The 12,047-nt window shown below is 68.3% G+C and carries 12 protein-coding genes, 1 tRNA gene and 1 pseudogene; 11 read left to right on the forward strand and 3 right to left on the reverse strand.

Going from position 1 to position 12,047, the window contains the following annotated elements:
* The first annotated feature begins 57 nt into the window (after window positions 1-57).
* The 5 genes from PV963_RS24465 to PV963_RS43675 all read left to right on the forward strand — a co-directional run bounded on the left by PV963_RS24465 (window position 58) and on the right by PV963_RS43675 (window position 2,579).
* A complete protein-coding gene (locus tag PV963_RS24465; RefSeq protein ID WP_274817891.1) occupies window positions 58-318 on the forward strand; it encodes a CopG family transcriptional regulator in 261 nt (86 codons plus the stop codon).
* Window positions 315-758 carry a PIN domain-containing protein gene (locus tag PV963_RS24470; protein WP_274817892.1) on the forward strand — a complete coding sequence of 148 codons (444 nt, stop codon included), beginning with the start codon at window positions 315-317 and terminating at the stop codon, window positions 756-758. Before PV963_RS24465 ends, PV963_RS24470 begins: the two co-directional genes overlap by 4 nt.
* Before the next feature lie 289 nt (window positions 759-1,047).
* Window positions 1,048-1,239: a hypothetical protein gene (locus PV963_RS24475; RefSeq protein WP_274817893.1), complete on the forward strand. Its 192-nt coding sequence runs from the start codon at window positions 1,048-1,050 to the stop codon at window positions 1,237-1,239.
* 293 nt (window positions 1,240-1,532) lie between these two features.
* Window positions 1,533-1,667, forward strand: a complete 135-nt coding sequence (locus tag PV963_RS24480; protein WP_274817894.1) for a hypothetical protein — start codon at window positions 1,533-1,535, stop codon at window positions 1,665-1,667.
* 27 nt (window positions 1,668-1,694) lie between these two features.
* A complete protein-coding gene (locus PV963_RS43675; RefSeq protein WP_342456399.1) occupies window positions 1,695-2,579 on the forward strand; it encodes an MBL fold metallo-hydrolase in 885 nt (294 codons plus the stop codon).
* Between the two features lie 160 nt (window positions 2,580-2,739).
* Here the strand turns inward: PV963_RS43675 and PV963_RS24495 are convergent, their stop codons facing one another.
* A complete protein-coding gene (locus tag PV963_RS24495; protein WP_274817895.1) occupies window positions 2,740-3,318 on the reverse strand; it encodes a hypothetical protein in 579 nt (192 codons plus the stop codon).
* Window positions 3,319-3,865: 547 nt separating this feature from the next.
* Entirely contained in the window at window positions 3,866-4,885 is a 1,020-nt protein-coding gene (locus tag PV963_RS24500; RefSeq protein WP_274817896.1) for a LacI family DNA-binding transcriptional regulator, read from the reverse strand.
* A 300-nt stretch (window positions 4,886-5,185) separates the two neighbouring features.
* Here PV963_RS24500 and PV963_RS24505 point away from each other — a divergent pair, with 300 nt between their 5' ends.
* The 5 genes and pseudogenes from PV963_RS24505 to PV963_RS24525 all read left to right on the forward strand — a co-directional run.
* Entirely contained in the window at window positions 5,186-6,583 is a 1,398-nt protein-coding gene (locus PV963_RS24505; RefSeq protein WP_274817897.1) for an extracellular solute-binding protein, read from the forward strand.
* A gap of 5 nt (window positions 6,584-6,588) precedes the next feature.
* Window positions 6,589-7,506, forward strand: coding sequence for a carbohydrate ABC transporter permease (locus PV963_RS24510; protein ID WP_274817898.1), 918 nt, complete (start codon window positions 6,589-6,591; stop codon window positions 7,504-7,506).
* A 4-nt stretch (window positions 7,507-7,510) separates the two neighbouring features.
* Window positions 7,511-8,353: a carbohydrate ABC transporter permease gene (locus PV963_RS24515; protein WP_274817899.1), complete on the forward strand. Its 843-nt coding sequence runs from the start codon at window positions 7,511-7,513 to the stop codon at window positions 8,351-8,353.
* A gap of 45 nt (window positions 8,354-8,398) precedes the next feature.
* The gene (locus tag PV963_RS24520; RefSeq protein WP_274817900.1) at window positions 8,399-10,051 is read left to right on the forward strand and encodes a glycoside hydrolase family 13 protein; all 1,653 of its coding nucleotides are present in this window, start codon (window positions 8,399-8,401) and stop codon (window positions 10,049-10,051) included.
* Window positions 10,052-10,175: 124 nt separating this feature from the next.
* Window positions 10,176-10,781 (forward strand): annotated as a pseudogene (locus PV963_RS24525) (IS5 family transposase); the annotation flags it as partial.
* 74 nt (window positions 10,782-10,855) lie between these two features.
* Here the strand turns inward: PV963_RS24525 and PV963_RS24530 are convergent.
* Window positions 10,856-10,929, reverse strand: a tRNA-Gly gene (locus PV963_RS24530).
* Window positions 10,930-11,446: 517 nt separating this feature from the next.
* Here PV963_RS24530 and dcd point away from each other — a divergent pair.
* Window positions 11,447-12,022, forward strand: coding sequence for a dCTP deaminase (gene dcd, locus PV963_RS24535; protein WP_010032156.1), 576 nt, complete (start codon window positions 11,447-11,449; stop codon window positions 12,020-12,022).
* The last annotated feature ends 25 nt before the right edge of the window (window positions 12,023-12,047 follow it).

Consider the following 12,047-nt stretch of genomic DNA (forward strand, 5'->3'; position numbering starts at 1 on the left):
TGGCGACTGAGGAGCGCGACGGATACATCAATCCAGTACATGGACTACGCTTGGTACATGTCCATGAAGCGCACGAACGTCTACGCCGACCCCGAGGATCTGGCGATCATCAAGGAGGCGGCCAAGCGGCGAGGCATAAGCGAGGCCGAGATCATCCGTCAGGGGATCCATCTCGCGGCCATGGCGAACCGCGTCTGGGATGAGCCGCTGTTCTCGCGGACATTCGAGGGGTCGGGTCGTACGCCCTCCAAGGGTGAGGTCCGTGACGCGGTCTCCGACGCGGTCCGGCGCGACACGGACTCCGGAACTGCCGCGTGATCATCGTCATCGCGGACACGTCCGGTCTCCTGGCCGCCCTCGACTCGGCCCACCCGGAGCACGGAGCGGCGAACGAGGCGATCATGGCGGCCGGTCTCCTGGTCATGTCCCCGCTCCTGCTTGCGGAACTCGATCACGTGGCCACGCGCGAGTTGGGGCGCGAGGCCGCCGTCAGCGCGGTCGACGACCTGCGGCGATGGATGAGCCGGGGCCGGGTCGTCATGCCCGAGATCACGGAGGACCACTTGGGCGCTGCCCAGTCCGTCCGAGTCCGCTACGGCGCGCTTGACCTGGACCTCGCCGACGCGGTGAACGTGGCGCTCGCCGCCGACTACGACACCGACGCGATTCTCACCCTCGACCGACGGGACTTCCGCGCCGTACGTCCCTTGGGCCGGCACAAGGCATTCCGGGTTCTCCCCGACGACCTCCCGCTCTGACACGAGATCCTCTGTGGCCAAGCGCCCTCTCCCGCAAGGGGCTTGGCCCCCTCCTGCCAAGATGCGATGCGCGGTAGGTGTCCGGCGCCGTTCGGGATGGGCGACGTAGGGCCGTTGCCGGGTGATGGCAGCAGTACCCAGTAGGCACCGCCTGCCCCTCAAAGCCGCGCGCCAGTCGCCGACTCGCCTCATTCAGTACGGATAACCACCTGAATGCCGGCGCTGTCAGGCCCCCCGGAACCCGGTCGGAGAGACGACCCTCGAAGGAGCTCTCACTAGAGTGCGATCCATGGAACCCCGTTGGCACTACCAGAACATGAACCCGCTCGGTCTCGGCGAGTTCATGAGCAACCGCACCGCCCTCGACCGCTACAAGGCCCGCGTCAACCTTTATGTCGGCGACGTCAAGGGCGTGAACCCCTCCGACCCGCAGGGCGTGCTCGGCCTGTACCCCGTCGACCAGGACGGCACCCAGGGCTGACGGGTCCTTCTCCGCCTCTTTGCTCCCCACCAGAGGGGTGGAAGTCATGGCCGCCCACACGGCCGCCTGAGCTTGACGTTTGCCTCGGTGAGCTGGGTGTTCCTTGATCGACTCGGCGCGTTGACCGTCTTGCCGACGTGGTGACGCCTGGCCCGGGGCTTGTTCTTCGAGCCGGGAGGCCGTCCAGGGCCTGGGCGTGTGGGTTTCGGTGCGGCCGCCGGTCTCGCGGCGGTCGCGTCGCGGAGGTTGCGAAGCCCGCGGCGGTCGGGGGCCGGGTGAGGCGGCGGGGTTCGGTGCGGCGTACCCAGGGCCGGTGGACGTCCCGCGCCGCGGACCGCGACCGAGTCGCCACCCTGGCCCATGGCCACGCCACCGCCGACGAGATCGATCGGCGACTGGTCGCCCTGACCACCGCCCCCACCCACTGAATTCCGTCCCCCTCCAGGAGGCTCCGCATGAGCACCCTCTCCTTCAAGGTCCTCGACCTCGACTTCCCGGCCGGCAGCAAGAACAAGACCGCCACGCTCGTCACCGGTGAGCAGGAGGCGCTGCTGGTCGACGCCGGCTTCACCCGCGCCGACGGTCACCGGCTGGCCGCCGAGATCCTCGACTCGGGCAAGAAGCTGACCACCGTCTTCGTCAGCCACGGCGACCCCGACTTCTACTTCGGCGCCGAGGTCCTCGCCGACGCCTTCCCCGACGCCGCCTTCGTCGCCACCCCGATCGTCATCGAGCACATCAAGCACTCCTACGAGGGCAAGCTCAAGGCGTGGGCGGCCCTCGGCCCGAACCTGCGCTCCCTTCCGGCGCACCTCCTTCGGGCGGAAGTGGCAGGGCTCGCGGGGTCGTTGGCCTCCCGGACGCATACCGCTTCTAGGACCGCGGTCACACCGGGCACACCCTTTCGACCCGCTCCGGCGCCACCCTCAAGGACACGAGGTCCGAGCCGGGCAGTCCTCCGAGAAGGCCGCGCTGATCTACCAGCACTCCGACGAGGAGCGGCAGCGGGAGGTGGCTGCCGGGCTCGACGACCTGGTGCGTGCCGAGCGTGCGAAGTGCCACAAGGACGACCCCGCGCACCACAGCGAAGAGGCTGCCGAGAGCTAATGGTGCGGTTGTGGTGCGCGACCGGCCCACCGGTCTGGACAACAAAGAGCCCCCGGGTCTCTGACCTGGGGGTTTCACATGGAGCGGGTGACGAGAATCGAACTCGCGCTCTCAGCTTGGGAAGCGACGGCGCTTGGAAGGCGACATGGCTGTTGACCTGCGCTTATGTGGCTTACCGGCGGCCCTGTGAGGCAGGGTTCGCACCGCTGTTGATCGCTGTTGTCCGCTCTTAAGGGCACGCTGTGGGCACGGCGTCGTGATCGATAGACCGCTGGGGCCGGGTAGGCGCTTTGCAGGTGCGGCATGACTCGGCTCGCAGGTCGCCTGAGCGGCGTCATCGCGACTGCACACATCGACGCCGTGCCCGTCTATGCAGTGCACTGCGCACCGCCTTTACGTCGGGCCGTCTGAAGGCGTGCGCCTCACCCGTTCCGCCGCGCTGAGGTTCACCTCCATCGTCACGTCCTCGCGGTTGTCATTGAGTCTTACTGCGAGCGCCTGGATGGACGTCTGGTCGAACCGGAACCGAGGCGGCCAGTCCAGCAGAGGGCTTGTCGGGGGCCATATCTGCAGGACAGAGCCGTGAAAGTCTTCAAGGGGCGCGAGGTCCCCGTCGAAGAAGGGGATGAAGACCTGAAACGCGACTTTGACGACTGAGAAGGTGACGCACAGGCCGAGCAGCTCGTATTTCGGATCTTTCCCGGGCATGTAGATCGGGCGCGACACCAGAGCCAAGGGGTTCGGGTCGTGGTAGGCGGCGATCCAGGCCCTCATACCGTGGTGCGGCTGACGGTTGATCTCCAGTCCCTGGCCGGCACCGTGCGGAACGATGTTGCCGCCCACCGCGTCCAGGAGAACGGCCATCTTGGCGGCCCACAGAGCGAGTCGACCTTGCGCGTGCTCGTCGAGTGCTCTCACCTGGTGGAACATCGGGATGAGGATGTCCTTGACGTCGTTCTCCAGGGTCGACATCCACGTGTTTTTGCAGTGCTGGGTGTCGTCGGCCAGTTGATACGCCGCCGCTGCGGGTCCGTGCTCCGAATGCCGTGTCGCTTCATCTCGCGTACGAGCCACTTCGGGTAGATGTCTTCGTCCGTGGGCTGCCCCTGTGGGTCCAAGCAGAAGGGGCAGTGGCCAGGCGGAGCCGGCAACCAGTTCTCGTGCGCGTGGGCATCGGTGATCGGTTCGATGTTGATCACGGTCAGGTCCTCAGCCACTTGGGCTCTGTCAGTGCGGAGAAGCGCCAGGAGGATCCGCGAAGGCGCGGCTCACGTCGACGCGCGTCCCGATCAACCAACTACCCGGGCGTGTGCCGCCTATCTCGACCCACGAGTGGCGGGCCCGCTTGATCAACTCCCCGCATCCGGCAAGGCAGTCCAGCCTGCGCCAGTCCGGACTCCATGCTCTCCACTCAGTCGCCATGCCTCAGGATGCCACTCGCCGCGTCGCCATGTTTCGAGGTACGCCGCTGGCGCTTGGCACCCCCACGTACGGAATCTGCGCCGACGGGTGAACACGGTTACCCGCGCGGCGGCGCCGTACTACCCCTGATCACCAGCTGTGTCGGTACGACGACGTCGTGTTCTGTCTCCTCGCCGCGCAGGATGTCCAGGAGCATCCGCCCGGCACGCTCTCCCTGCTCCCGTACCGGTTGCCGCACCGTGGTCAGGTCGGTCAGCTCGGCGACCGGGTGGTCGTCGATGCCGATGACGGAGATGTCGTCGGGGATGCGCAGTCCGGCCCGGCGGAGTGTGCGGATTGCGCCGAGGGCGACCTCGTCGGAGTGGGCGTATACGGCGGTGGGCGGCTCGGGCTGGCTGAGGAGTTTGGCCATGGCGTCGGCGCCTTGGTCGCCGCCCCAGTCGACGGTGACGACGAGCCGCTCGTCGACCGGGATGCCGGCGTCGCGCAGAGCGGCGTAGTACGCGTTCGAGCGGCCCGACGGCTGGACCTCGTCCGGCTGGTCCGGGTCGACTGCCGCGATCATCGCGATGCGGCGGTGGCCCAGGAAGCGCAAATGGTCCATGGCCTGGCGGCCGGCGGTCTCGTCGTCGATGGAGACGTTCGGGTAGGGCGCGTGCTGGCCGCCCGCGGCGATGATCGTGACACCCATCAGCTCCAGGCGGCGCTGCTCCTCCTCACCGACCGGGAAGGCCAGGACCACGACGGCGTCGACCTTGCGGCGGGCGGGCAGGCGATGGAAGAAGTCGTGGCGGTCCTCGATGCCGTCGACGTGGTAGAGCAGCACGTCCAGGTCGGCCGCGCGCAGTACGGACTCCAGTCCCTCCAGCAGCGCCGCGAAGAACCAGCGGGAGATGTGCGGTACGACCACCGCGACCCGGCCGGTGGCGCCGCCGGCCAGGCGGGACGCCTCGGGGGAGACGACGTAGGAGAGCTCCTCGGCGACCGCGAGGACGCGGCGGCGGGTGGCCTCGGATACGCCGTAGTCGTTGTTGAGCGCGCGTGAGGCGGTGGCCATCGAGACGCCGGCGGCACGGGCCACGTCGGCCATGTTGATCTTCTGGGAGCTCTGCGCCATGCCGGAAGGCTAACCCACCAGCCGAGCGGATCGGAAACGCTTCCGGAATCTTCGGAAGGTTTTCCGAGCTTCTCGGTGATGGCGATCGCTGCCCTGTCCGGCCATCTGATCGTTTCGGCACGTCACATGTATGTTGCGGCTTCGTTACTTGACAGGCTTGCTCGGCCGCCTCACTCTTTCGGGAACGGAAACGCTTCCGAAACGACCTTCGCACCCCCTGTGGCCCGGTCGGGAAGCTCGCCGACCTCTGTCTGCCGACCGTGCCCTGGATCGGCAGCCGCATGGATGCGAGGAGGCATCATGCCCGAGCAGCACCCCACCTCCCCCGTCAGAACCGCCGACCGACGCCTGCGTGCCCCGCTGGCGTCCGTCGCCGCGGTGTCCGCGCTGGTGACGCTGGCCGCGTGCAGTGCTCCCGGCTCCGGCTCCGGCTCGGACTCCGGCGCGGCGGCGAACCCGACGCCGACCGCCGTCAACACCGCTGTCGCCGACACCCCGGCGGAGTTGACCCTGTTCTCCGCGGCCGGCCTGCAGACGTACCAGCAGGGCCTGGCGGACGCCTTCATGGCCAAGTACCCGAAGATCAAGGTGAAGCTGCGGGTGGAGGCGGACAACAACTACAACACCGTCCTACCGAGGCTGCTGGCCTCCGACTCCACGCCCGACCTCGTCCAGCCCTACGACCTCCTCGGCGGCGTCAAGGACAACCTGCTCACCAACCTCGACGCCTACGACAAGGCGTACGGCTGGAGCTCGACGGCGCCGGCTTCCGCGCTCGCGCCCGGACGGGTGTCGAACGGCGCGGTCGGTGGCGGTCCGCTGTATCAGGCGGGCGGTGCGGCGGGCCCGCTGGTCGGCGTCTTCTACAACAAGGAGCTGGCCGCCAAGGTCGGCATGAACACCGTGCCCGGCTCCATCACCGAACTCGAAGCCGTCATGGCGAAGGCGAAGAAGTCCGGCATCACTCCGATCGTCGCCTCCAACCAGGACGGCCTGATCGGCCACCTCTACAACCTGCTGCTGGGCGACTACATGGGCGCCGAGAAGCTCAGCGACATCGTGTACCACCAGCCGGGCGCCACCCTGGACACCCCGGAAGCGGTCAAGGCCACCGAGACACTGCAGAAGTGGATCAAGGCCGGTTACTTCGCCTCCGACGTCAACGCCCTCAACCAGGAGGCGTCGTACGGCAAGTTCACCGGCGGCAAGGGCCTGTTCTTCTTCCAGGGCAGCTGGATCACGCAGACCCTCGACAAGAACTTCAAGGGCAAGTACGGCGTCTTCCCGATGCCGCCGGCCACGCAGGACGGCCCGTACGCGGGCATGACCAGCAACACCCTCGCCTTCTCCATCGCCGCCCGCTCCAAGAACAAGGACGCCGCCGCCCTGTTCCTGGACTTCCTCACCACCCCCGAGGCCGCGAAGGTCGCCGTCGACAACGGCTACGCCGCCCTGACCGACGGTACGGCCGCCCCGGGCAAGCCGTCGCTGTCCGGCACGCTGACCGAGCAGATCCAGGCCGGCTACGCCGCGATTGCCGCCGACAACGGCTTCGACAGCTGGCTGCAGAACGCCGCCCCGGCCCTCAACACCAAGCTGACCCAGCAGCTCCAGCTGCTGGTCTCCGGCAAGGTCGAGCCCGCCGCGATGGTCGAGACCCTCCAGACCACCTACGCCGACGCACTGAAGAACAGCTGAGGGGTATGCGATCCACCAAGTCGCCCGTCGGCGTCACCGCCGCCCGGAGCCGCCACCGGCTCCGGGCCCGGCGGTGGGCCGGCTGGCTCTTCGCCCTCCCCGCCCTCGCCTTCTACGGCGTCTTCAACTTCTACCCGGTCCTGCTGTCGATCCAGTACTCCTTCTACGACTGGGACGGCGTCGGCGCCTCCACCTGGGTGGGCCTGAGGAACTACACCGAGGTCTTCACGGACAACGAGCAGTTCTCCTCCCTGCTCCACGCCTTCTACCTGATCCTCTTCTTCACCATCCTGCCGGTGACCATCGCCCTGATCACCGCCTCCGTACTGAGGCAGCTGCAAGGCCGCTTCACCGGCGCCCTGGCCCGCACGCTCCTCTTCCTGCCGCAGATCATCCCCGGAGCCGCCGCGGGCGTCGCCTGGACCTGGATGTACTCCGACAACGGCGTGGTCAACCAGCTCCTGCGCGCCATCGGCCTCGACGGCGTCACCCGCGCTTGGCTCGCCGACTACACCTGGGCCCTGACCGCGGTCGGCTTCATCGGCACCTGGCTGTCCACCGGTCTGTGCACGATGCTGCTCCTGGCCGGCATCGGAAAGATCGACAACAGCCTGTACGAGGCGGCCCGCATCGACGGCGCCGGTCCCATCCGCCAGTTCCTGGCCGTCACCCTGCCCGGTCTGCGCAACGAGATCGGGGTCTGCGTCACCATCACGATCATCGCCGCGCTCGCCAGCTTCGACGTCGTCTATCTCGCCACCCAGGGCGGCCCCGGCACCCAGACCATGGTCCCCGGCGTCGCCGTCTACCGTCTGGCCTTCAACGACGCCCGCCTCGGCGCGGCCTCCGCGCTCGCCGTCGTCCTCGCCCTGGTCGTGATCGCAGTCGTCGTCCCGCTCCAGCGCCTGTTCCGGGAGAAGTAGTCCGATGCCCGAACGCACGCAGACCGCACGCGCACTTCGCCGTCGCACTCCCGGACTCATCCTCATCACGGCCGCCGCGCTCTACTCCGTCGTCCCGCTCCTGAGCATGGTCAGCGCGGCCCTCGCGCCCCAGGGCACGTTTCCCTCCGGACTGAGCTGGCCGTCCGACCCGCACTGGCACAACTTCGTCGACGCCTGGAACGTCGCCAACATCACGACGCTGCTGAAGTCCAGCATGCTCATCGTGCTCGGCGTCGTCCCCGTCGCGGTCCTGATCGCGACGATGGCCGCGTACGCGATCGCCGTACTGGAGATCCCGCTGGGCGGCGTCTTCTACACGGTCCTCGTCCTGACGCTGACCCTGCCGTACGAGATTGTGATCGTCCCGCTCTACGAACAGACCAGAGCCATGGGCCTGTTGGGCACCCAGTGGGCGCTGATCCTCCCGCTCATCGGGATGAACATGCCGTTCGCGGTGTTCTGGATGAGGGCGCACTTCGCAGGAGTACCGAAGGAGTTGTCCGAGGCGGCGGGCATGGACGGCGCTGGCCCCTGGCGCGCGCTGTTCCACATCCACCTGCCGCTCGCCCGCCCCGCGATCGCCTCCCTCGCCCTGCTGATGTTCCTGTCCACCTGGAACCAGTTCCTGCTCGCCCTGGTGCTCATCGACGACCCCAACAAGCGCACCATGGCCGGCGCCCTGCAGGCGTTCACCACCAAATACAGCACCGACCAGGTCCTGCTGAACGCCGGTGCCCTTCTCATCATGGCCCCCACGATCCTCGTGTTCCTTGTCCTGCAACGCCACTTCGTCAAGGCGCTGCTCCAGGGCTCGATCAAGGGCTGACCCACCACCCCCACCCTCTTCTTCAGACAGTCAGGACCGAGCACCATGAGCATCCCGACCCCCACCGCGCTGCCAGCCGACGCCGACTGGTGGCGCAGGGCCGCCATCTACCAGGTCTACATACGCAGCTTCGCCGACGGCGACGGCGACGGCACCGGCGACATCGCCGGCCTCCGCTCCCGCCTGCAGTACCTGGCCTACCTCGGTGTCGACGCGATCTGGATCAACCCCTGGTACCCGTCCCCGCTGGCCGACGGCGGCTACGACGTCTCCGACTGCCGCGACATCCATCCCGCCTACGGCACGCTGGACGAGGCCAAGCAACTGATCACGGAGGCCCACGAGCTGGGCCTGCGCGTGATCCTCGACATCGTCCCCAACCACACCTCCGACCAGCACGTCTGGTTCCAGCAGGCGTTGGCGGCCGGCCCCGGCTCACCGGAACGGAACCGCTTCATCTTCCGCGACGGCAAGGGCAAGGACGGCTCCCTGCCACCCAACGACTGGCACGCGGCCTTCGGCGGCCCCACCTGGACCCGCACCGACGACGGCCAGTGGTACCTCCACCTCTTCGCCCCCGAACAGCCCGACCTCAACTGGGACAACCCCGAGGTCCGTGCCGAGTTCGAGTCGATCCTGCGTTTCTGGTTCGACCTGGGCGTCGACGGCTTCCGCATCGACGTGGCTCACGGCATGGTCAAGGACCCGGCGCTGCCCGACCTCGGGCTGACCGAGTTCTCCGTCCTCACGGGCGAGGGCCAGCAGGACCACCCGCACTGGGACCGCGACGGACTGCACGACATCTTCCGCAGCTGGCGCGCCATCGCAGACAGCTACCCCGACCCCCGCTTCTTCGTCGCCGAGGCCCACGTACGACCCCGCCGCATGCCGGAGTACCTCCGCCCGGACCAGCTCCACACGGCCTTCAACTTCGACTTCCTCAAGTGCCCTCTGGACGCGGGCGCGTTGCGGGAGGTCATCGACCGCAGCATCACCAGCCTCGCCGCCGTCGGCGCGCCCGCCACCTGGGTGCTGTCCAACCACGACGAGACGCGCCACGTCACCCGCTACGGCCGCGCCGACACCGGCGTCCAGGCCCTGTTCCGGGACCGGCCGATCCCCACCGACCTCGTGCTCGGCACCCGCCGCGCCCGGGCGGCGGCCCTGTTGATGCTGGCCCTGCCCGGAGGTGCGTATGTCTACCAGGGTGAGGAGTTGGGCCTCTACGAGGTCGAGGACATCCCGGAGGAACTCCTCCAGGACCCCATCTGGGAACGCTCCGGCCACACCCTCCGCGGCCGGGACGGCTGCCGCGTCCCCCTCCCGTGGACCGGTGACACCCCGCCCTTCGGCTTCAGCACCTCCGGCGCCGCGCCCTGGCTGCCTCAGCCCGAGGACTGGAAGTCGTACACCGCCGAGGCCAACCAGGCCGACCCCGCCTCCATGCTCCAGCTCTACCGCGCCGCCCTGCGCCTGCGCCGCACCGAACTCGGCCTGCGCGGTGAGGAGTTCCGCTGGCTGGAGAGCCCGCAGGGCACGCTGCTCTTCGAGCGGGGCAACGGCGTGGTGTGCGCGGTGAACCTGTCCGACCAGCCCGTTTCCCTCCCCGCCGGCCACAGCCCCCTCCTCGTCTCGGGGCTGCTGGACGATGAGGGTCTGCTGCCGCCGGACACCACCGCCTGGCTGCACCGGGGCTGACCTCACCTCAATCCGCCAGGGCCTGTCCGGTGTTCCTCCCCGCCACCCGGACAGGCCCTGGTCTCATTGCGGGAGTCAGCCGAACGATGCTCCATGGAGGAGTGTTACGGCCTGATGGCGGCTTACCTGCTGGCGGCGGCTGGCTGAATGGCAGGAGGCCGGCGTGTGGGAGGAGCTTCAGCGGGTGCTGCTGGACCGGTTGCGGGCGGCGGACCGCCTGGACTTCTCCCGCGTCACCGTGGACTCCTCGCATGTGCCGGCCAAGCGGGGGCGAAGCAGCCCAAAAGTCGGTCCGAGTCCGGTTGACCGTGCGTGGCCGGGCTCGAAGCATCATGTGCTGACCGATGCCCACGGCACCCCGCTGCGCGTGTCGCACACTGGCGGGCACCGCAACGACATCACCCAGCTTCTGCCGCTGGTCGACGGCCTGCCCCCGGTGCGGGGCAAACGGGGCCGGCCCCGCCGCACGCGGTACGCCGATCGCGGCTACGACCACGACAGCTACCGATGCTGTCTACATCAGCGCGGCATCGTCCCGGGGATCGCCCGGCGCGGCGAGCCGCACGGTTCGGGCCTGGGCCGCATCCGGTGGGTCGCCGAGACCGCCATCGCCTGGCTCCACGGCCCCCGCCGCTTACGGACTCGCTGGGAAGTCCGAGACGACATGCACGATGCCTTCCTTCAGCTCGCCCACTGCATGACGCGTGCTCGCAAGCATCCGGCTTTCTGAAAGGACCCCTTAGGGCACGCGGAGGGCGCGGAGCTCATGAACAAACCCCAGGCCGCTGACCTGGGGTTTCTCTCTGGAGCGGGTGACGAGAATCGAACTCGCGCTCTCAGCTTGGGAAGCTGATGTTCTACCATTAAACTACACCCGCGTAAGACGCCGACCGGAGTCGGTGTCCGAATGCCCGCTCACTCTACCTCATGGCAGGCCTCCGGTGTTCAAACCGCGAGGCCTCCGTGCGTTTCAGGGGCTGGGATCGGGCTGCGGGTGACCGGAGTTGGGGCGTACGGTGGGGGCGCGGGCGAGGGCCCGGACGGGACCGGAGTGCCGCCTGGAGGGCCGTCCCTTTGATCCCGTACTGTGGCTTTTGTCGTCAGGCAAGCAGCAGCCGGACGCGGCTCTTGGGGAAGGGACTCTTGGACTTGATGGAGCGCACCGTCGTCCGTTGTGCGGATGGGCACGTGTTCACCACCGCTTCGTTCCCGATGCAGCAGGCCGAGCGGCTCGGCCCTGCTCGGCTGCTTCGGTGTCCGCGATGTGCGCGGCTCAGGAACGTCGTGCCCGTGAGCTACGAGAAGCGGTAGCGCAGCGGCCACCAGAAGCACGCAGGCAGGCGCGCGGAGACGTCCGATTGTGGTCGCTCCGCGCGCCTTGCGTATCCTCGGGGCGTGCTTCTCTCAGACAAGGACATCCGGGCCGAGATCGATGCCGGGCGGGTACGGATCGATCCCTATGACGACGCGATGGTGCAGCCGTCGAGCATCGACGTGCGGCTCGACCGCTATTTCCGGGTGTTCGAGAATCACCGGTACCCGCACATCGACCCCTCGATCGAGCAGGCCGATCTGACGCGGCTCGTCGAGCCGGAGGGGGACGAGCCGTTCATCCTGCATCCCGGGGAGTTCGTCCTCGCCAGTACGTACGAGGTCATCTCGCTGCCCGACGATCTCGCCTCCCGGCTGGAGGGGAAGAGTTCGCTGGGCCGGCTCGGACTGGTCACGCATTCGACGGCCGGCTTCATCGATCCTGGGTTCAGCGGGCACGTGACCCTCGAGCTGTCCAACCTCGCCACCCTGCCCATCAAGCTGTGGCCGGGGATGAAGATCGGGCAGCTGTGCATGTTCCGGCTCAGCTCGCCCGCCGACTTCCCGTACGGGAGCGAGCGGTACGGGTCGCGGTACCAGGGGCAGCGAGGGCCGACCGCCTCCCGGTCCTTCCTCAACTTCCACCGGACCCAGGTGTGAGCGGCCCGGACATGAGTGACGCGGG

This window comes from Streptomyces coeruleorubidus (genome assembly GCF_028885415.1).
Classification (GTDB): Bacteria; Actinomycetota; Actinomycetes; order Streptomycetales; family Streptomycetaceae; genus Streptomyces; species Streptomyces coeruleorubidus_A.

What these genes read in the sequence shown, in the direction of transcription:
- PV963_RS24475 (WP_274817893.1), top strand. Translation starts at nt 1,048, where the DNA reads ATGGAACCCCGTTGGCACTACCAGAACATGAACCCGCTCGGTCTCGGC.
- PV963_RS24510 (WP_274817898.1), top strand. Translation starts at nt 6,589, where the DNA reads ATGCGATCCACCAAGTCGCCCGTCGGCGTCACCGCCGCCCGGAGCCGC.
- PV963_RS24520 (WP_274817900.1), top strand. Translation starts at nt 8,399, where the DNA reads ATGAGCATCCCGACCCCCACCGCGCTGCCAGCCGACGCCGACTGGTGG.
- PV963_RS24500 (WP_274817896.1), bottom strand. Translation starts at nt 4,885, where the DNA reads ATGGCGCAGAGCTCCCAGAAGATCAACATGGCCGACGTGGCCCGTGCC.
- PV963_RS24465 (WP_274817891.1), top strand. Translation starts at nt 58, where the DNA reads ATGTCCATGAAGCGCACGAACGTCTACGCCGACCCCGAGGATCTGGCG.
- PV963_RS43675 (WP_342456399.1), top strand. Translation starts at nt 1,695, where the DNA reads ATGAGCACCCTCTCCTTCAAGGTCCTCGACCTCGACTTCCCGGCCGGC.
- PV963_RS24495 (WP_274817895.1), bottom strand. Translation starts at nt 3,318, where the DNA reads ATGTCGACCCTGGAGAACGACGTCAAGGACATCCTCATCCCGATGTTC.
- PV963_RS24515 (WP_274817899.1), top strand. Translation starts at nt 7,511, where the DNA reads ATGCCCGAACGCACGCAGACCGCACGCGCACTTCGCCGTCGCACTCCC.
- PV963_RS24505 (WP_274817897.1), top strand. Translation starts at nt 5,186, where the DNA reads ATGCCCGAGCAGCACCCCACCTCCCCCGTCAGAACCGCCGACCGACGC.